Here is a 17,482-nt window from a genome sequence, read left to right as displayed (position 1 = left end):
CCTTCCGCCGGACGGCGTTCAGGCGAGGCTGACCTTATCGTGGCTGATGCGGCGGTGTGCCGTGACCGTCGCAGGAAGCACAGGGCTACGCTGTCGGCCGTGGTCGAACCTTCCCCCAACATCGCCCCGCACCCCGACATCGCCGCCCTGGCACCACTACTCGGCACCTGGCGCGGTCGGGGCAGGGGCGAATACCCGACCATCGAATCCTTCGACTACGTCGAGGAGATCACCTTCGGGCACCTGGGCCGGCCGTTCCTCACCTACAAGCAGCGGACCAAGGCGGGCTCCGACGGCAGGCCGCTGCACGCGGAGACCGGCTACCTGCGCAGTCCGGCGCCGGGCCGGGTCGAACTGATACTCGCCCATCCGACCGGAATCACCGAGATCTGCGAGGGCACGATCACCGAAACGGTGGACGGAATTCGTCTGGAATTGAACTCCACGAATATCGGTCTGAGCGAATCGGCAAAGCCGGTTACCGCCGTCGGACGCTCATTCCATGTCACCGGCGACACCATCGAGTACACGCTGCGGATGGCGGCGGTCGGCGAATCTTTGCAGCATCATCTAGCGGCGACTCTGCAACGCGGCTGAGTCACGCGTAATTCGGCGAGTTACCCGAACATGACCTTTGATCAGCACGTTTGCCGGATCGAAACCGATAATTCACCTTTTCATCACGGCCCGGTAGCAGTTGCGTTCGAACACGCCCGCACATAGGGCAACAATTGTGTGTCGCTTGCTGCCGTCGCCTGTTGCCCAAGTAACCGCCGTTCTACGGTGGTGCATCAGCTAATCCTCAGACAATCGAACGACCTGCCCCGCGAACACGTCGAAACCCTGAATGAGGGAGACGAACCATGAGGCGTTCTACTTTGATCTTGACCACAGCGGGGATGATCCTCGGCGGCGCGGCCGCCATCGACGTCCTCGACAGCGCGGCCACCGCCGCACCCGAGCCCGTTGTCAGCTACAACGTGCTGCACGACACGGCGTCATCCCACACCGACAGCACATCGCTCGCGGTGGTGCGGGGTCTGCTGGCGACCGAGAACGCCGACTGACCCGACACCATCACGAGTCCCGTAGTGCCCGCTACCCGTTCGACCGGCGTACTCAGTAGCCGGCGGGTAGTGCGGCGAACATGTCCCGGGTGACGGCCACCGCGTTGTCGGAACTGCCACCCTTCACCAGCAGTGTCGCGAACGCGATATCCCCGCGGTAGCCGACGAACCACGAGTGCGATCCACCGTCGACCTCGGCCTCGCCCGTCTTGCCGTAGACCTCACCCTGATCCCTGATGCGTTCGGCCGTGCCACCCGTGACCACCATGCGCATCATCGAACGCAGCCCCTCGACCACCTCCGGGGCGATCGCGGGCCGATCGCCGGTGATCTCGGTGGGCCTGCCCGCGATCAGATACGGCACCGGCGCGGCACCGTGCGCGACCGTCGCGGCCATCACGGCCATCCCGAACGGGCTCACCACCACCCGGCCCTGGCCGATGCCGTCTTCGGCGCGCTGGACGAGCCCCTCGGCCTTCGGCACCGACCCGGACACGGTCGGTAGACCTTCGACCTTGTAGTCCTGGCCGACGCCGAGACGCGCCGCGGCCTCGGTGAGCGCGTCGGGTTCGAGCTTGCTGGCCAGCCTGGCGAAGGTGGTGTTGCACGAGCGTTCATAGGCGGTGGCCATCGGCACTTCACCGACGGTGAACATGTTGTAGTTGGGGATGGTGCGCTCGCCGATGATGGTGCTGCTCGGACAGGCCAGCACGGTGTCGGGCGTGGCCAGCCCGGAGGCCATCGCCGCCGACGCCGTGACCGTCTTGAAGATCGAGCCCGGCGGGTACTGGCCACTGGTGGCCACCGGACCGTCGCGGTCGGCGAACTTGTTCTGGGCCACCGCGAGGATCGCACCGGTCGACGGGCGCAGCACCACCATCATCGCCTGCTCGGTGCGCAGGTCGACCGCGTGCTGGGCGGAATTCTGCACGAACCGGTCAATGCTCAGCGCGAACGACGGCGCCGGTTCGGCCGCTTCCTCGTGCAGCACATCGAGATCGGCGCCGTCGGCATTGCGGGTGACCACGCTCCAGCCCGCCTTGCCGTCGACCTCGGCGATCACCGTCTTGCGGACCTGGGTGAGCAGGTCGGGCGCGAATTTGCGGTCGGTGGGCACCATGTCCCACTCCTGGGTCAGGGTCACGCCGGGCAGGCCGATCAGTTCGCCGCCGATGGTCTCGGCCTCGTACTCGTTGAGCAGGATCACGGTGTGCGCGCCGTCGGTCTTGCGCGCCGCGGTGAGGATGGACTGCGGGGTGTAGGCGACGGGGTCGATGCGGCTCAGCGCCGCGGCAAGCGCACCGGCGACGCGGCCGGGGTCGGGAGCGTCGGCCACGGTGAACTTCACCCGCGAGACCTTGCCGGGGACCAGCACGTCGCTGCCCGCGGCCTCGTTCACCCTGGCACGCGGCGCGGGGCGGGTGCGCAACTCCATGCTCTGGGTGTCGCCGAGTTTGGGATGGATGTCGGCGGAGCTCCAGCGGACCAGCCAGCGCCCGTCACTGCGGCCCATCTGCAATTCGCCGGAATAGGTCCACTGACGACCCTTCGGCAGGGTCCACTCGTAGGTGTAGTCGACCGTCGCGGTGTCACCGTTGACGCGCGCGTCGCCGGTGCGGATCGACAACTTCTCCGCCTGCAACGCCTGCCACGTCGAAGTCAGTGCCGCCGCGGCCTTCTCGGGTGCGGTGGTGAGCGCCGCGGCCGCGGGGAGATCGTGTTCGGCGAATGCCTCGGCGAAGGCGTCGGCAGCGGGCACCGGCCCCTGGGCACCGGAAGAACAGGCCGTCGCCGCGACAGCGAGGGCGGCCACCGCGCACGTGGTGAGCATCCGTGTCCTCATCGGCACCGATGGTAGCGGCGAAAAGCCCCCCGACCTCGGCGCCACGCGCCAAAGTTTCAGTCCAGCAAGACGGTTGCGAAGGTAGCGATCTGACGGAACCCCACCCGGCTGTAGGCGCGGCGGGCGACGCGGTTGTAGTCGTTGACGTAGAGACTCGCCGTACGGCCTGTTGCCACAACAGCATTGGCGACCGAGGCGGTCCCGGCGGTCCCCACACCCGCACCCCGGAATTCGGGATGCACCCACACGCCTTGGATCTGGCCGGTGCGCCGCGACAGCGCGCCGATCTCGGCCTTGTAGACGACCTCACCGTCCTCGAAACGTGCCCAGGCCCTGCCGGATTCGATGAGATTCTTGATCCGCCGCCGATAGCCGCGCCCACCGTCGCCCGTGCGCGGGTCGATGCCGACCTCTTCGATGAACATCGCGATCGCGGCGGTCAGATAGCGGTCGATCTCGTCGGGCCGCACGCGGCGCACTCCCCCGTCGGCGCGCGCGGCGGCCGGCCTGGCCAGTGCCAGCAGGGGCTGATCGGCGCGCAGTTCCCTGGCCGGGCCCCAGCTCGGGAGCAGCATCTCCCACAGCGGGAGTGCGAGTTCCTGCCTGCCGACCACCGAGGAACACACCCGCGGCCAGCGGCCTGCCCGATCGGCGAATGCGCGCAATGCCTGCTGGTCACCGCGCAGCGGCACCAGATTGGCGCCGGAGAAACACAGGGAGTCGGCCGGTCCGCCGCGGCTCCACAGCTCACCGGCACCGGTCCGGGAGTCGATCCCGAATTCCTGCACCCGGGCCGCGATCATGCACGACGCCACCGGGTCGGCGTCGAGGACGCGCAGCACCTCACCGAGATCTCGCACGGCCACCGGGCGCGCGGGAGCGGTTTTGGACCGTCGCGTCGGCTCCAGCAGACTCCGCACGGCACAAGCCTGCCACGAAAGCACGCCGAGCGGTACGGGTCCGCCGAATCCGCCGGATGACCGTGTGCGGAGGTCGGTTCAGCTCACAGAGACAACGGGCTCCGCACCCGGCTCCGCGTCCATCTGTTCGGCGATGCGCATCGCCTCTTCGATCAGGGTCTCCACGATCAGATGCTCGGGCACGGTCTTGATGACCTCACCCTTGACGAAGATCTGCCCCTTGCCGTTACCGGAGGCGACACCGAGGTCGGCCTCGCGTGCCTCGCCGGGCCCGTTCACGACGCAGCCCATCACCGCGACGCGCAGCGGCACCTCTAGGCCGTCCAGACCGGCGGCGACCGCGTCGGCCAGGGTGTACACGTCCACCTGGGCGCGTCCACACGACGGGCAGGACACGATCTCGAGCTTGCGCGGGCGCAGGTTCAGCGACTGCAGGATCTGGCCGCCGACCTTGATCTCCTCGGCGGGCGGGGCCGAGAGCGACACGCGGATCGTGTCGCCGATGCCCTCGCTGAGCAGCGCGCCGAAGGCCACCGCGGACTTGATCGTGCCCTGGAACGCCGGGCCCGCTTCGGTGACACCGAGGTGCAGCGGGTAGTCGCTCTGCGCGGCGAGCTGGCGGTAGGCCTCGACCATGATCACCGGGTCGTTGTGCTTGACCGAGATCTTGATGTCGCCGAAGCCGTGCTCCTCGAACAGGCTCGCCTCCCACAGCGCCGACTCGACCAGCGCTTCGGGGGTGGCCTTGCCGTACTTCTCCAGCATCCGCTTGTCCAGAGAACCGGCGTTGACGCCGATGCGGATCGGGATGCCCGCGGCGCCCGCGGCCTTGGCCACCTCGCCGACGCGGCCGTCGAATTCCTTGATGTTGCCCGGGTTGACGCGCACCGCCGCGCAGCCCGCGTCGATGGCGGCGAAGATGTAGCGCGGCTGGAAGTGGATGTCGGCGATCACCGGGATCTGCGACTTCTTCGCGATCGTGGCGAGCGCGTCGGCGTCTTCCTGGCGCGGACAGGCCACCCGCACGATGTCGCAGCCCGAGGCGGTGAGCTCGGCGATCTGCTGCAGCGTGGCGTTGATGTCGTGGGTCTTGGTGGTGGTCATCGACTGCACCGAGATCGGCGAATCGCTACCGACGCCGACATTGCCGACCATCAGCTGGCGGGTCTTGCGCCGGGGTGCGAGAACAGCAGCGGGGGCGGCGGGCATCCCCAATCCGATTGTGCTGGTCACGTTCGGCTGCCTTCTTTCGTACGTTTCGCGGATCGACCTGGGTTGTTGTTGCCGAGCTTAGTCGCGCAGGGTAACGGGGCGCCCTGTGAGGGGCACGACACCGGCCGTCTCACCTCAGGGCAGACGGATCGGGTTGACGATATCGGCGGCCAAGGTCAGCACCATGAACGCACCACCGATCACTACCGCCACATAGGTCACCGGGAGCAGCTTCAGATAGTCGACCGGACCGGCAGGGGCCTTGCCGAGCCAGCCGCGGATCGTGTTGCGGATCTTCTCGTAGAGCACCACCGCGATATGCCCGCCGTCCAGCGGCAGCAGGGGCAGCAGGTTGAATGCTCCCAGGAAGAAGTTCAAGCTGGCCAGCACCATAATGAACATGCCCCACAGGCCACGCTCGGCGGTCTCGCCACCGATGCGGCTGGCACCGTAGACGCTGACCGGGGTCTCCGGATCGCGCTCGCCGCCGGTGACCGCTTCCCACAGCGCCGACACCTTCTGCGGCATCTTGGCGAGCGACTTCACCGTCTCGACGAAGAAATCACCGGTGAACGAGATGGTGGCCGGGATCGCCGCGATCGGGCCGTACTGCTTCGGCTCGGCGTAGTCGGGGCCGACGCCGACCGCGCTCACCTCACGACTCGCGCCTTCCTTGGGCGAGCGCACGACCCGTTCCGGGGTGACCGGGACCGTCAGCGTGGTGCCGTCGCGTTCGATCGTGTAGGTGAAAGTGCCGGTCTGCTTCTGGGTTTCGGCCTGGAACTGCGCCCAGGTGCTCACCTCGACACCGTTCACGGCCTTCACCACGTCACCACGCCGCAAACCGGCGCGCTGGGCGGGTCCGTCGCCGGTGCAGGGGGCGAGGGTCTTCTGCGGGGTCTCCTGCGCGACACAGCTCATGGTGCCCAGCGCGGTGGCGGGCGGCTGCTCGAGCTGGGGCAGGCCCCAGCCGATCGCGAGGACCATCAGCAAGACGAACCCGAGCAGGAAGTTCATGCCGATGCCGCCGAACATCACGACGAGGCGCTTCCAGGTCGACTGGCGATACATCGCCCGGTCGACCTCCTCCGGTTCGAGCTCGTCGAGCGCCGTCATGCCCGCGATGTCGCAGAAGCCGCCCAGCGGCAGCGCCTTGAGCCCGTACTCGGTCTCACCGCGACGGAACGAGAACACCTTCGGCCCGAAGCCGATGAAGTAGCGGCGCACCTTCATGCCGGTGGCCTGCGCGGCCCACATGTGCCCGCACTCGTGCAGCGCGATCGAAATCGTGATGCCGAGCGCGAACAGTGCGAACCCCAGCGCGAAAACCATGTGGGCCCTTCTCTTTGGCGGCTGGCGCCGCGTGTTTTCGGCCTCGTAACCCCGAATCCGAGGGGCGATACTGCGCCTGCGGCGTTCCGTCTCGCCCCTCGGATCCGGGGCGGCCGAAAACGTGGTGGTCTCGTTGTGGTCGTCAGGTCAGGACGTTGTTTCACCGTCGATGGTCTTCGCGGCGTACTCCCGTGCCCAGCGGTCGGCCGCGAGGACGTCGTCCAGGGTATCGGGTTCGGCATGCCAGCGGTCGGCGGCCTCTACCGCGCGGGTGACGGTGCGCACAATGGCGGGGAAGGTGATCTTGCCGTCGAGGAATGCTTGGACGGCGACCTCGTTGGCGGCGTTGTAGACCGCGGTGACGCTGCCGCCCGCTTCGCCTGCCTGTCGGGCCAGCCGGACGGCGGGGAAGACCTCGTCGTCGACCGGTTCGAAGGTCCAGGTGGAGGCGGTGCCGAAATCGCAGGCGGCGGCTGCGCCGGGGATGCGGTCGGGCCAGCCCAGCGCCAGGGCGATGGGGAGTTTCATGTCAGGGGGGCTGGCCTGGGCCAGGGTCGAGCCGTCGGTGAAGGTGACCATCGAGTGGACGATCGACTGGGGGTGGACGGTGACGTCGATGCGGTCGTAGGGCACACCGAAGAGCAGGTGGGTCTCGATCAGTTCCAGGCCCTTGTTCACCAGCGAGGCCGAGTTCAGGGTGTTCATCGGGCCCATCGACCAGGTCGGGTGGGTCTTGGCCTCCGCGGGGTTCACCGATTCGAGCATCTCGGTGCTCCAGCCGCGGAACGGTCCACCCGACGCGGTGAGCACGAGCCGGTCGACCTCTTCCGCACGACCGCCGCGCAGGCACTGGGCCAGCGCCGAGTGCTCGGAGTCGACGGGCACGATCTGGCCTGGCGCGGCCGCCCGCGTCACCAGGGAGCCGCCCGCGACCAGGGATTCCTTGTTCGCCAGCGCCAGGCGGGTGCCCGCGTGCAGGGTGGCCAGCGTGGGTTCCAGACCCAGCGAACCCACCAGGGCATTGAGCACGACATCGGCGGCGGTGCGGCGGACCAGTTCGGTCACGGCGTCGGGGCCGCCGAGTTCCAGCCCGAGCGCCTGGGCGGCGGCGGGATCGGCGACGGCGACATTGCGGGTGCCGGTGGCGGTCATCTGCTCGGCGAGCAGGGCGGTGTTGCCGCCGCGTGCCGCCAGCCCGACCACCTCGAAGCGGTCGGGGTTGGCGGCGATCACCTCGAGCGCCTGGGTACCGATCGAACCGGTACTGCCGAGAAGCAGCACCTTCACCCGATCGGTGGACGGGGAACTGGCGTGCGCGGCACGCGTTGCGGGGTGGGACACGGGCCCATTGTGGCAGGGCTGCTGGCTACGACGGACGGTCGTATGCCACGATATGCTCACTCGCCCAACCAGAACTCGAGCCCTTAGGAGCGATCGTGGCAGCCACGGACCTCGATAAAGCCAGCACCGAGCGTGCCGTCGCCACCAGCGTCGACCCCGCCGAGGTGCCCTCGGCAGCATGGGGCTGGAGCGGTGAGTCGCGCAAGACCTTCCGCATCGCGGGTTGGGTCGTCGTCGTGGCCCTGCTCGGGATGACCATCGGCAACCACCAGGGTCATGTCGAGGACATCTTCCTCGTCGGCCTGGCCGGCGCGATGGCGCTCATCCTGGTCGTCGATTCGCTCACCCGGCGGATGCCGAAGTAGTTCTTCGACGACAAGCACGTCCACGCCTGCGGCAATCACGATGCGCCGCAGGCGTTTTCGTGTGTCAGCGGCCGCGCCGGGCCGGTTTGCGGCCACGCGCGACCGGCTTCTTCGGCGCCGGTTTCTTGGCCGCGGGCTTCTTCGCCGCGGGTTTGCGCGCGGGCGCCGCGGCGCGCTGCTCCGGTTCCGCGACCCCGCCGCGCGAGCTGTTGGCCGAGCGGCCGCGCACGATGCCGACGAACTCCTCGAGCAGATCACTGTCGGTCCCGGCAGGCCATGCCAGCGCGATCTCGGTGAACTCGGTGTCGCTGATCGGGCGGTAGACCAGGTCGCGGCGGTGATGCAGGCGCGCGATCGACTGCGGCATGATCGCCGCGCCACCCACGGCGGCGACCAGGGCGAGAGTGTCGACGGCCTGATCGAGGTCGGCGCCGGCCTGGATCGTCTCGTCGGCCAGATCCGCCGGGCTGATCGTCTCGAGCAGGGACAGCGCGTCGTCTTTCTGCACGACCGCGACCGGCGTCTCCTGCCACAGCGCGATCGCGTTGGTCGCGGTCCGGTCGATGGGCAGGCGGACGAAGCACAGGTCGACGCGCCCCTCGCGCAGCACCGCCTCCTGCTCGCCCTGCGCGACGCCGACGACCTCGAGCGGGTGGTCGGGTAGCCGTTCGCCCCAGATCCGCGCCCACTTCGACACCGTGACCCCCGGCACGAACCCCACTCGCAGGCTCGCGGGCGCGTCGGGCTTCTGCTCCCGTTCGGCCTGCTCGCGCACCCGGATCAGGTCCCTGGCACGCGCGAGCAGCGCGGTGCCGTCGTCGGTGAGCTGGGTGGGCGAAGCGCCCGGCACGAAGACGCGGGTGCCGAGTTCTTCTTCCAGCTCGATCACGGTGGCGCTCAGCGCCTGCCGTGGGATCCGCAGCGCCTTGGCCGCGCGGGCGAAGTGCAACTCCTCGGCGACTGCGACGAAACGACGCAACCGGTCGAGGTCGATGGAGTCGGCGGCGGTGACGTCGAAGTCGCTCATTCTGACCAGAATATGGCACCCGCCGATCGGGTCGACGAGCCGATCAGAGGTTGGCCAGCAGCGCGATCACGCCGGCGATCACGATGACGACGACCAACAGGACCGCGTAGGTGCCCAGCGCCGATCCCCAGCCGCCCCGTTGCGGCGGCGGATTCGGTATCGGCGCCGGTTGCGGCTGCCAATACTGCGGCGTGGGCGCGTACTGCGGCTGCGGCATCCGTGGGGGCATCGGAGCGGGGTTGTACTGCGGGATGGGAGTGCCCGTCGAACTCACCGGGCGCATGGGCTGCATGCCGACGAACGGCTGCGCGTGCGCCCCCGAGGTGGGCCGGGCGATCGGGCGGGCGCCGGTGGTTCCGGTGCGCACCGCCCGTCGGGCGGCGTCGACGAACTCCTCGCACGAGGTGAACCGGTCAGCGGGTCGCTTGGCCAGCGCACGTGCCATCACAGCGTCGAGCACCGGCGGCAGGCCGGCGCGACGCGGGCTGATCGGGGGTGGCGGCGCTTGCAGATGCCCGGTGATGACCGCGGCCGGGCTGGTCGATTCGTACGGTGCGCTGCCGGTCAGCAATGTATAGAGGGTGCACGCGAGGGAGTACTGGTCGGCGCGGTGATCCAGTGCTGCGCCGGTGAGCTGCTCGGGTGCGGCGTAGGCCAGCGTGGCGGTGAACGATCCGGTCTCGGTGAGATGACCCGAATCGTCGCGCAGCCGTGCGATGCCGAAGTCGGTGAGATACACCCGCTCCTGGCTGCTGGAACGCGCCAGCAGGATGTTGGCGGGCTTGACGTCGCGGTGCAGTACCCCCGCGCGATGCGCGTAGTCGAGCGCGGCGGCGGTCTCACCGATGATCTGCAGCGCCCGGTCCGGCGGCAGGGAATGCGGATCCAGCGAGGAGGCATCGATCCCGTCGATGTACTGCATGCTGATCCACAGCTGATCGCCCTCGACGCCGCGGTCGAACACGGTGACGATATTGGGGTGGTCGAGCTGGGCGACCAGGTCGGCTTCGCGCTCGAACCTGGCCCGGATCTCCTTGTCGGAGAACAACTCCCGATTCAGCAGCTTGAGTGCCGTCCATCGGGGCAGACGCGGGTGCCTGGCCAGATACACCGACCCCATCCCGCCCTGACCCAGCTGCCGGTCGATCGTGTAGCCGGCGAACACCGTCCCGTCAGAAACCACTCTGACCCCCGAATCTCGCTCTTCGTCCGACGGCCTGGACCCTACCAAACGCAGGACCCGCGAATCGGTGCAGTACACCGCCGGGTGGCGGGTTCAACCCAGTGGGAAGCGGGCGATGTCGGCGAGGAGAACAGGCATGTCGGCCTCGACTGTGGTGAAAGCCGAGCCGCGCTGGAATACCAGCACCCACCGTTCTCGCGCGGGATCGCTGAAGGTGGACACCACGGCGGAACCACTGTATCCACCGTTGTAGGTCTGTTCACGATGGTGGTCGGTCCGCGACCCCGACGACGCGTTTCCTTTGTCACCGGTCTCACCACGAAACCGATTCACGGCCTCGACCGCGTCTGCCGCGGTCGCGAAGGCGTAGAAGAAGTAGTCGGTATCGGCACTTTCCAGGCTGCCGCACGACCATTTCGCGTCTGCCTGCTGAAACGTCAGCTCCCACAAGAGTTCGTTCCGAATCTTCGTGTTCGCGTACGCCGAACACTCGCGGCCTTCGAATCCAGGGCCGTCCGCGAATCCGGTCGGCACCATCTGGGGAAATGCCTGCGACATCGCGGCCAGATCTTTGTGCGCACGCGACCGTTCCAGCATGTCCGATATCCAGGTGCTCTCGTCCTGCCACACCCAGGTGACGGCGCCGCCGATGATCAGTGTGAAGGTCAGCAACACCGCGACAGCTACCCGGCCAAATGGGCGCGAGTACAGGGCACTACATCCCAAGCTCACTCCTCCACGCGCACACCCATCGATCGCGCCGTGCCCGCGACGATGCGCATCGCCGCCTCCACATCGGTGGTGTTCAAGTCGGGAAGTTTGCGGATCGCGATGCGGCGCAACTGGTCCCGGCTGATCGCGCCGACCGGCTTGTGCCCGGGCTGCGGGGAGCCGGGGTGGCCGAGAGCCTTGCGGATCAAGGACGCGGTCGGCGGGGTCTTGAGCCGCATCGTCCAGCGTTTGCGGGCGTCGATCGTGATGACGGCCGGAATGATCTCGCCACGTCGATCCGCGGTGGCGGCGTCGTAGCGCCGTTTGACCTCGAAGGGCGCAACGCCGGTCGGACCGAGCATCTTGCCGAGGACCATCAGCGAGGCATTGCCCGCTTCGAGCTCGAGAGTGACTGTGACAGAGGCTGTTTCGCGCGCCATAGTCAACGATCTCGGACGCACGCGTCGAACCGGTCCCACGACGATAACGCCTGGGCCGCAACCCGCTCGCGCGGTTCGGTTCGCCTGATCCCGATTCGCCTGTCAGTCTGTGGGCGTGAAACGGGACGTTTCCGCTCGCCTGGAGGTCGCGGTCCATGCCGATTCGGTGCTGCAGTGTCAGATCGCTGTCGCCCGCCAGCCAGGACTCGATCTCATCGAGTCCATGACATGCTCGCTCGACGGCGAGTTCTGCACGCCACGCGAAGTGGTCGGTCCGCACGGTTCCCGGATCCACGTGCTCGACGTGCGCGCGGGCACCCTCCGGATCGACTATCAGGCGACCGTGCTGGGCACCGCCGTCCTCGCGCCGCCCTCCGACTACGACCTCGCGCTGTACCGGCGGCCGAGCCGCTACGCGGAGTCGGACAAGCTGCTGGGCTTCGCGGCGGCCGAATTCGGTTACGGCATCGCCGATCCCGAGGTGGCCAACCGCGTCTCGTCGTGGATCGGCAGACGGATCACCTATGTCTCGGGCAGCAGCACACCCATCGACGGCGCGGTGGAGACGCTGCTCTCCGGCACCGGCGTCTGCCGCGACTTCTCGCATCTGATGGTCGCGCTGTTGCGCGCCGTCGGCGTCCCCGCCCGGGTCGCCGCGGTCTACGCGCCGGGCTGTGTGCCGATGGACTTCCACGCCGTCTGCGAGGCCTACATCGACGGCGAGTGGCGCACCTACGACCCGACCGGCCTCGCGCCGCGCTCGAGCCTGGTACGCATCGCCACCGGCCGCGACGCCTCCGATATCGCCTTCCTGGACAACCACGGCGGCGACATCACCCTGAACTTCATGTCGGTCAACGCCTTCGTCGCGGGCCCACTCCCCTACGACGACTTCATCGCACCGAGCAGCATCGTCTGAGCTCGGGCACGTCCTCCGAACCCGTCAACGGCGACGAGCGCCTTCTAACCCTCGGCGGCGAGCTGACCGCAGGCGGCGGCGATCTCCTGGCCGCGGGTGTCGCGCACGGTGCACGACACGCCCTGGGCGATCACGCGGCGCACGAATTCCTTCTCGACCGGCTTGGGGCTGGCATCCCACTCGCTGCCCGGTGTCGGGTTGAGCGGGATCAGGTTCACGTGCACGAGCGGCCCGAGCGCCTTGTGCAGTTTCTTGCCGAGCAGGTCCGCACGCCACGGCTGGTCGTTGATATCGCGGATCAACGCGTACTCGATCGACACGCGACGCCCGGACTTGTCGGCGTAATACCGTGCGGCGTCGAGCACTTCGGCGATCGACCAGCGATTGTTCACCGGCACCAGGGTGTCGCGCAGTTCGTCGTCGGGGGTGTGCAGCGACACCGCCAGGCGCACCGACATGTTCTCGTCGGCCAGTTTGCGGATCGCGGGCGCCAGGCCGACGGTCGACACCGTCACCGACCGCTGCGAAATGCCGAGCCCGTCGGGAGCAGGCGAAGTGATCCGGCGAACCGCGTTCACCACCCGCTTGTAGTTGGCCAGCGGCTCGCCCATCCCCATGAACACGATGTTGGACAGCCGGCCCGGACCGCCGTGCACCTCGCCGTCGCGCAAGGACGCCGCGGCGGCACGCACCTGGTCGACGATCTCCGCGGTCGACAGGTTGCGGGTGAGCCCCGCCTGCCCGGTCGCGCAGAACGGACACGCCATCCCGCACCCGGCCTGACTGGAAATGCACAGCGTGTTGCGGTCGGGGTAACGCATGAGCACGCTCTCCAGCAGCGTCCCGTCGTGCGCCTTCCACAGCGTTTTGCGGGTGTCGCCCTCGTCGCACGCGATATTGCGCACCACTGACAGCAGCGGCGGGAACAGCGTCTCGCCGACCTTCGCGCGCACATCGGCGGGTAGGTCGGTCATCAGGGCGGGATCGGATTGCAGGCGGCCGTAGTACTGACGGGCCAGCTGGTCGGCCCGGAACTTCGGCAATCCCAGCTCCTGCACCGCGGCCTTGCGTTCGTCCGAATCGAGATCGGCGAGGTGGCGCGGCGGCATGCCGCGGCGCGGAGCATCGAACACGAGGGGCAGGGAGATGGCCATAGTTTCACCATTGTCCCAAACGCACCGTCGTGGTCACCACGCCGGGCAACGTTATCGACAAGATGCGTGCACGAGCCATAGCAGTCGGCAATGATCGAACTATGAGTACACACGCAGAATCCGGTGCGTCACCGGCCGAACACGACCCGCCGCCGACCGATCTCACCGGCAAGCACAACAAGCCGACCGAACCGGCGAAGCCTGCTACCACACCGGCACCGGCTCCGCGCGACGCCGTGCACGGATCGCGCACCGGCTACACCTGGATCGCGTTGCTGGCCGCGGCCCTGCTCGGCATCGTCTTGCTGATCTTCATCATCCAGAATCTCGACAAGGTCCGGACCAACCTGCTGTTCTGGCACTTCGAACTGCCGCTCGGCGTCACCGTGTTGCTGTCGGTGATCGCGGGGGCGCTGGTGATGGGCCTGGTCGGCGGAGTCCGCATCCTGCAACTGCGGCACGCCGCCAAGAGGCCCTGACGATCAGATCAGCGCGCTGAGTACCAGCCAGGAGACGAACGCCGAGGGCAGCATCGAGTCCAGGCGATCCATGATTCCCCCGTGCCCCGGCAGGAGCGTCCCCATGTCCTTGATGCCGAGCTCCCGCTTGATCTGCGACTCGATCAGATCACCGATGGTCGCCACGGCCACCAGGCCGACACCGAGCACCACACCGATCATCGAGTTCGCCTCGAGCAGCAGCGTGACGGTCAGCAGACCGCCGATCACGCTGAACACCAGCGACCCGCAGAACCCCTCCCACGACTTCTTCGGGCTGATCGCGGGCACCATCGGATGCCTGCCGAACAGCACACCGGCGACGTAGCCGCCGACATCGGAGCACACCACCAGGATCATGAAGGTGAGCACCCGTAGATTGCCGTCGGGTTCGAGCAGCAGCAGCGTCGAGAACGCGGCCAGCAGCGGGATCCAGGTGAGGGTGAACACCGCGATCGCGGTGTCACGCAGGAAGTTCTTCGGCGCGGTACTGAGGCCGTGGTCGAACAGACGCCACACCATGCACACCAGCGCGGTGGCGGCGAACGCCCCGAGCACCCCGCTCGCCCCCCACGGCCAGCCCAGCCAGAACACCGCCTGACCGCCCACCAGCAGCGGAATCCGCGGCACCAGCACATCGGCTTCGCGCAGCCGCTTGGTGACCTCCCAGGTCGCCACGCCGACGCCGATGCCCGCGACCGCGATGAACACCTTCGGGACGAACAACAGGATCGCGATCAACGACAGCCCGAGCGTCAGCCCGACTGCCAGTGCCGCGGGCAGATTCCGCCCGGCCCGTGAGGTCGGGGCGGGCGGCTGCTCGTCCTGCGGCGCGGCCGCGGTCTCCTCGACCTTGTCCGGCATGGGATCCGGTGCCGCCCCGGTGGCGGCGGCGTCTTCGGCCACGATTGTCCCGTCGCTCAACTCGTCGTTCCGTTCATCCCCCGCACGAGCGGGACTGGCGAGATCTGGCGCTCAGACCTCGAGCAGTTCGGCTTCCTTGTGCTTGACCAGCTCGTCGACCTGGGCCACGTACTTGGCGGTGGTCTTGTCGAGTTCCTTCTCGGCGCGCCCGACCTCGTCCTCACCCGCTTCGCCATCCTTCTGGATGCGACCGAGTTCGTCCATCGCCTTGCGGCGGACGTTGCGAATCGAGACCTTGGCGTCCTCGCCCTTGCTCTTGGCCATCTTGACCATCTCGCGGCGGCGTTCCTCGGTGAGCTGCGGCACCGAGATGCGCAGGATGTCGCCGTTGTTGGTCGGGTTCACGCCCAGGTCGGAGTTGCGGATGGCGTTCTCGATCAGGCCCAGCGAGCTCTGCTCGTAGGGCTTGATCACGACCATGCGCGGCTCGGGCACGGTGATGCTCGAGACCTGGGTGATCGGGGTGAGCGAGCCGTAGTACTCGATCAGCACACGGGTGAACATGCCCGGGTTGGCGCGACCGGTACGGATGCTGCCCAGGTCGTCCTTCGCCACCGTGACGGCCTTGTCCATCTTCTCTTCGGCATCGAAGAGCGCTTCATCAATCACGACCGAATCCTCCACAGCGTCGTCATCGTCATCGTCCGCGGGTGCGGGGTCACGACCGAACCAGGGTGCCGATGGGTTCACCGGCGACCGCGCGGGCAATATTGCCCTTGATCAACAGATTGAACACCAGCATCGGCATCTGGTTGTCCATGCAGAGACTGAAAGCGGTGGCATCGGCCACCTTCAGGCCCTTTTCGATCACTTCCTTGTGGGTGATCTCGGTGAACATGCTCGCATCCGGGTCGACGCGCGGATCGGCGTCGAACACACCGTCGACCGCTTTCGCCATCAGCACCACGTCGGCGCCGATTTCCAGCGCGCGCTGAGCGGCGGTGGTGTCGGTGGAGAAGTAGGGCATGCCCATTCCCGCGCCGAAGATCACGACGCGGCCCTTCTCGAGGTGGCGCTTGGCGCGCAGCGGCAGGTAGGGCTCGGCGACCTGGCCCATGGTGATGGCGGTCTGCACGCGGGTGTCCACACCCTGCTGCTGAAGGAAATCCTGGAGGGCAAGGCTGTTCATCACGGTGCCGAGCATGCCCATATAGTCGGAGCGCGCCCGCTCCATGCCGCGCTCCTCCAGTTCGGCGCCGCGGAAGAAGTTGCCGCCGCCGATCACCACGGCCACCTGCACGCCGGTCTCGACGATCTCGGCGATCTGCTCGGCCACGGTCTGCACGACGTCGGGATCGAGGCCCACCCCGCCACCACCGAACATCTCCCCACCCAGCTTGAGCAGCACCCGGTTGTATCCAGGGCGGTCGTTACCCGGGTCGGTCATGGGTGTCGGTCTCCTTCGGCGAGGTCGAGAGCGGGGCGAGCAGGCGGCATCCATCCTGCCCTATCAGGTTGCGGTCACCCGGAAGTGGGGTCGGTCGATCCATGAGGAAAGCCCCTCCGGCGCGGTATCACACCGCGCCGAAGAGGCTATGCGTGAAGTTCAGGCGGATCAGGCCTGGCCGACCTCGAAACGAGCGAAACGCTTCACGTTCACGCCCGCCTCTTCCAGAAGCGCCTTGACGGTCTTCTTGGAGTCGGTGACGGCGGACTGCTCGAGCAGCACGACGTCCTTGAAGAAGCCGTTGACGCGGCCTTCGGTGATCTTCGCCAGCGCGGCTTCGGGCTTGCCCTCTTCGCGCGCGGTCTCCTCGGCGATGCGACGCTCGTTGTCGACGACATCGGCGGGCACCTCCTCGCGGGTCAGGTACTTGGCCTTGAGCGCGGCGACCTGCATGCCCGCGGCACGCGCGGCGTCGGCAGCGGCGTCGCCGGTGCCTTCGTACTCCACCAGCACGCCGACGGCGGGCGGCAGGTCCGAAGCGCGCTTGTGCAGGTAGGTGGCGACGGGGCCGTCGAAGGACACGACGCGACGCAGTTCCAGCTTCTCGCCGATCTTGGCCGACAGCGCCTGCACGGCGTCGTCAACGGTGCCGTCGGTCAGCTTGAGCGCCTTGAGGGCGTCCAGGTCGGCCGGCTTGGCCGCGGCGGCCGCGGTCACGATGGTGTCGGCCAGCTGCTGGAACTCGGCGTTCTTGGCGACGAAGTCGGTCTCGCAGTTGATCTCGACCATGACGCCGTCCTTGGCGATGACCAGACCTTCGGCGGTCGCACGCTCGGCGCGCTTGCCGACGTCCTTGGCGCCCTTGATACGCAGCACCTCGACGGCCTTGTCGAAATCGCCGTCGGAGTCGGCCAGCGCGTTCTTGCAGTCCATCATGCCGGAGCCGGTGAGCTCCCGGAGCCGCTTCACATCAGCAGCGGTGTAGTTCGCCATCGGGGGCGAGCCTCCTGTAATTTTTGGCGGCTGGCGCCGCAGGTTTCTCGGCCCTGTGGGCCTCGATCTTCCCTCCCGGCGGGCACTCCTTCGTCGCACCCTCTGGTCAGTCCAGATCGAGGCGGCCGAGAAACCACGGAAAAGACATCTCGGCCGAGGCCATGCAC

Annotated in this window: 19 protein-coding genes; 5 read left to right on the top strand and 14 right to left on the bottom strand. The window is 67.8% G+C overall.

The window, feature by feature from the left end:
* The first annotated feature begins 99 nt into the window (after positions 1 to 99).
* Positions 100 to 597, top strand: coding sequence for a peroxynitrite isomerase (locus ACFULV_RS10045; RefSeq protein WP_378655147.1), 498 nt, complete (start codon positions 100 to 102; stop codon positions 595 to 597).
* Between the two features lie 266 nt (positions 598 to 863).
* Positions 864 to 1,067: a hypothetical protein gene (locus ACFULV_RS10040; protein ID WP_378626405.1), complete on the top strand. Its 204-nt coding sequence runs from the start codon at positions 864 to 866 to the stop codon at positions 1,065 to 1,067.
* Positions 1,068 to 1,119: 52 nt separating this feature from the next.
* Here ACFULV_RS10040 and ACFULV_RS10035 read toward each other — a convergent pair whose 3' ends face one another.
* The 5 genes from ACFULV_RS10035 to dxr all read right to left on the bottom strand — a co-directional run bounded on the left by ACFULV_RS10035 (position 1,120) and on the right by dxr (position 7,715).
* Positions 1,120 to 2,910 carry a penicillin-binding transpeptidase domain-containing protein gene (locus ACFULV_RS10035; RefSeq protein ID WP_378626403.1) on the bottom strand — a complete coding sequence of 597 codons (1,791 nt, stop codon included), beginning with the start codon at positions 2,908 to 2,910 and terminating at the stop codon, positions 1,120 to 1,122.
* Positions 2,911 to 2,966: 56 nt separating this feature from the next.
* Positions 2,967 to 3,821 carry a GNAT family N-acetyltransferase gene (locus tag ACFULV_RS10030; RefSeq protein WP_378628249.1) on the bottom strand — a complete coding sequence of 285 codons (855 nt, stop codon included), beginning with the start codon at positions 3,819 to 3,821 and terminating at the stop codon, positions 2,967 to 2,969.
* An 87-nt stretch (positions 3,822 to 3,908) separates the two neighbouring features.
* The gene (gene ispG / locus ACFULV_RS10025; protein ID WP_378626402.1) at positions 3,909 to 5,063 is read right to left on the bottom strand and encodes a flavodoxin-dependent (E)-4-hydroxy-3-methylbut-2-enyl-diphosphate synthase; all 1,155 of its coding nucleotides are present in this window, start codon (positions 5,061 to 5,063) and stop codon (positions 3,909 to 3,911) included.
* A gap of 114 nt (positions 5,064 to 5,177) precedes the next feature.
* The gene (locus tag ACFULV_RS10020) at positions 5,178 to 6,374 is read right to left on the bottom strand and encodes a M50 family metallopeptidase (protein WP_378655144.1); all 1,197 of its coding nucleotides are present in this window, start codon (positions 6,372 to 6,374) and stop codon (positions 5,178 to 5,180) included.
* A gap of 147 nt (positions 6,375 to 6,521) precedes the next feature.
* Positions 6,522 to 7,715, bottom strand: a complete 1,194-nt coding sequence (gene dxr, locus ACFULV_RS10015) for a 1-deoxy-D-xylulose-5-phosphate reductoisomerase (protein ID WP_378655142.1) — start codon at positions 7,713 to 7,715, stop codon at positions 6,522 to 6,524.
* 95 nt (positions 7,716 to 7,810) lie between these two features.
* Here dxr and ACFULV_RS10010 point away from each other — a divergent pair, with 95 nt between their 5' ends.
* The gene (locus ACFULV_RS10010) at positions 7,811 to 8,080 is read left to right on the top strand and encodes a DUF2631 domain-containing protein (RefSeq protein WP_378655140.1); all 270 of its coding nucleotides are present in this window, start codon (positions 7,811 to 7,813) and stop codon (positions 8,078 to 8,080) included.
* 64 nt (positions 8,081 to 8,144) lie between these two features.
* Here ACFULV_RS10010 and ACFULV_RS10005 read toward each other — a convergent pair whose 3' ends face one another.
* From ACFULV_RS10005 to ACFULV_RS09990, 4 genes are all read right to left on the bottom strand, one after another.
* Positions 8,145 to 9,107, bottom strand: a complete 963-nt coding sequence (locus ACFULV_RS10005; RefSeq protein WP_378655137.1) for a LysR family transcriptional regulator — start codon at positions 9,105 to 9,107, stop codon at positions 8,145 to 8,147.
* 43 nt (positions 9,108 to 9,150) lie between these two features.
* A complete protein-coding gene (locus ACFULV_RS10000) occupies positions 9,151 to 10,290 on the bottom strand; it encodes a serine/threonine-protein kinase (RefSeq protein ID WP_378626396.1) in 1,140 nt (379 codons plus the stop codon).
* Positions 10,291 to 10,383: 93 nt separating this feature from the next.
* The gene (locus tag ACFULV_RS09995; RefSeq protein ID WP_378655135.1) at positions 10,384 to 11,016 is read right to left on the bottom strand and encodes a hypothetical protein; all 633 of its coding nucleotides are present in this window, start codon (positions 11,014 to 11,016) and stop codon (positions 10,384 to 10,386) included.
* A gap of 2 nt (positions 11,017 to 11,018) precedes the next feature.
* Positions 11,019 to 11,441 carry an uL11 family ribosomal protein gene (locus ACFULV_RS09990; RefSeq protein WP_378655132.1) on the bottom strand — a complete coding sequence of 141 codons (423 nt, stop codon included), beginning with the start codon at positions 11,439 to 11,441 and terminating at the stop codon, positions 11,019 to 11,021.
* Between the two features lie 115 nt (positions 11,442 to 11,556).
* On the opposite strand from ACFULV_RS09990, the gene ACFULV_RS09985 reads away from it, so the two are divergent.
* On the top strand, positions 11,557 to 12,360 hold the full coding sequence (locus ACFULV_RS09985; RefSeq protein ID WP_378626393.1) for a transglutaminase family protein: 804 nt from the start codon (positions 11,557 to 11,559) through the stop codon (positions 12,358 to 12,360).
* 44 nt (positions 12,361 to 12,404) lie between these two features.
* Here ACFULV_RS09985 and rlmN read toward each other — a convergent pair whose 3' ends face one another.
* Positions 12,405 to 13,514, bottom strand: coding sequence for a 23S rRNA (adenine(2503)-C(2))-methyltransferase RlmN (gene rlmN / locus ACFULV_RS09980; protein WP_378626392.1), 1,110 nt, complete (start codon positions 13,512 to 13,514; stop codon positions 12,405 to 12,407).
* 101 nt (positions 13,515 to 13,615) lie between these two features.
* Here rlmN and ACFULV_RS09975 point away from each other — a divergent pair, with 101 nt between their 5' ends.
* Positions 13,616 to 13,993 carry a lipopolysaccharide assembly LapA domain-containing protein gene (locus ACFULV_RS09975; RefSeq protein WP_378655129.1) on the top strand — a complete coding sequence of 126 codons (378 nt, stop codon included), beginning with the start codon at positions 13,616 to 13,618 and terminating at the stop codon, positions 13,991 to 13,993.
* A 3-nt stretch (positions 13,994 to 13,996) separates the two neighbouring features.
* Here the strand turns inward: ACFULV_RS09975 and ACFULV_RS09970 are convergent, their stop codons facing one another.
* From ACFULV_RS09970 to tsf, 4 genes are all read right to left on the bottom strand, one after another.
* Positions 13,997 to 14,875 (bottom strand): phosphatidate cytidylyltransferase, encoded by an 879-nt coding sequence (locus ACFULV_RS09970; RefSeq protein WP_378628247.1) that lies wholly within the window; start codon positions 14,873 to 14,875, stop codon positions 13,997 to 13,999.
* A 111-nt stretch (positions 14,876 to 14,986) separates the two neighbouring features.
* Positions 14,987 to 15,544 (bottom strand): ribosome recycling factor, encoded by a 558-nt coding sequence (gene frr / locus ACFULV_RS09965; RefSeq protein ID WP_101468579.1) that lies wholly within the window; start codon positions 15,542 to 15,544, stop codon positions 14,987 to 14,989.
* A 49-nt stretch (positions 15,545 to 15,593) separates the two neighbouring features.
* Complete coding sequence (gene pyrH / locus ACFULV_RS09960) at positions 15,594 to 16,322, bottom strand: UMP kinase (RefSeq protein ID WP_378655126.1); 729 nt, start codon at positions 16,320 to 16,322, stop codon at positions 15,594 to 15,596.
* Positions 16,323 to 16,490: 168 nt separating this feature from the next.
* Entirely contained in the window at positions 16,491 to 17,315 is an 825-nt protein-coding gene (tsf, locus tag ACFULV_RS09955) for a translation elongation factor Ts (RefSeq protein WP_358105503.1), read from the bottom strand.
* Positions 17,316 to 17,482 lie beyond the last annotated feature (167 nt).

It is taken from the genome of Nocardia sp. NPDC057272, assembly GCF_042668615.1.
Lineage (GTDB): Bacteria > Actinomycetota > Actinomycetes > Mycobacteriales > Mycobacteriaceae > Nocardia.
Note: the sequence above shows the minus strand (reverse complement) of the source record. Positions and strands in the feature narration are given on the sequence as shown.

Excerpts from the sequence above, each read along its gene's own strand:
- ACFULV_RS10035 (WP_378626403.1), bottom strand. The coding sequence starts at position 2,910 with ATGAGGACACGGATGCTCACCACGTGCGCGGTGGCCGCCCTCGCTGTC.
- ACFULV_RS10020 (WP_378655144.1), bottom strand. The coding sequence starts at position 6,374 with ATGGTTTTCGCGCTGGGGTTCGCACTGTTCGCGCTCGGCATCACGATT.
- ACFULV_RS10040 (WP_378626405.1), top strand. The coding sequence starts at position 864 with ATGAGGCGTTCTACTTTGATCTTGACCACAGCGGGGATGATCCTCGGC.
- ACFULV_RS09975 (WP_378655129.1), top strand. The coding sequence starts at position 13,616 with ATGAGTACACACGCAGAATCCGGTGCGTCACCGGCCGAACACGACCCG.
- pyrH (WP_378655126.1), bottom strand. The coding sequence starts at position 16,322 with ATGACCGACCCGGGTAACGACCGCCCTGGATACAACCGGGTGCTGCTC.
- rlmN (WP_378626392.1), bottom strand. The coding sequence starts at position 13,514 with ATGGCCATCTCCCTGCCCCTCGTGTTCGATGCTCCGCGCCGCGGCATG.
- tsf (WP_358105503.1), bottom strand. The coding sequence starts at position 17,315 with ATGGCGAACTACACCGCTGCTGATGTGAAGCGGCTCCGGGAGCTCACC.
- ACFULV_RS10005 (WP_378655137.1), bottom strand. The coding sequence starts at position 9,107 with ATGAGCGACTTCGACGTCACCGCCGCCGACTCCATCGACCTCGACCGG.
- ACFULV_RS09990 (WP_378655132.1), bottom strand. The coding sequence starts at position 11,441 with ATGGCGCGCGAAACAGCCTCTGTCACAGTCACTCTCGAGCTCGAAGCG.
- ACFULV_RS09970 (WP_378628247.1), bottom strand. The coding sequence starts at position 14,875 with ATGCCGGACAAGGTCGAGGAGACCGCGGCCGCGCCGCAGGACGAGCAG.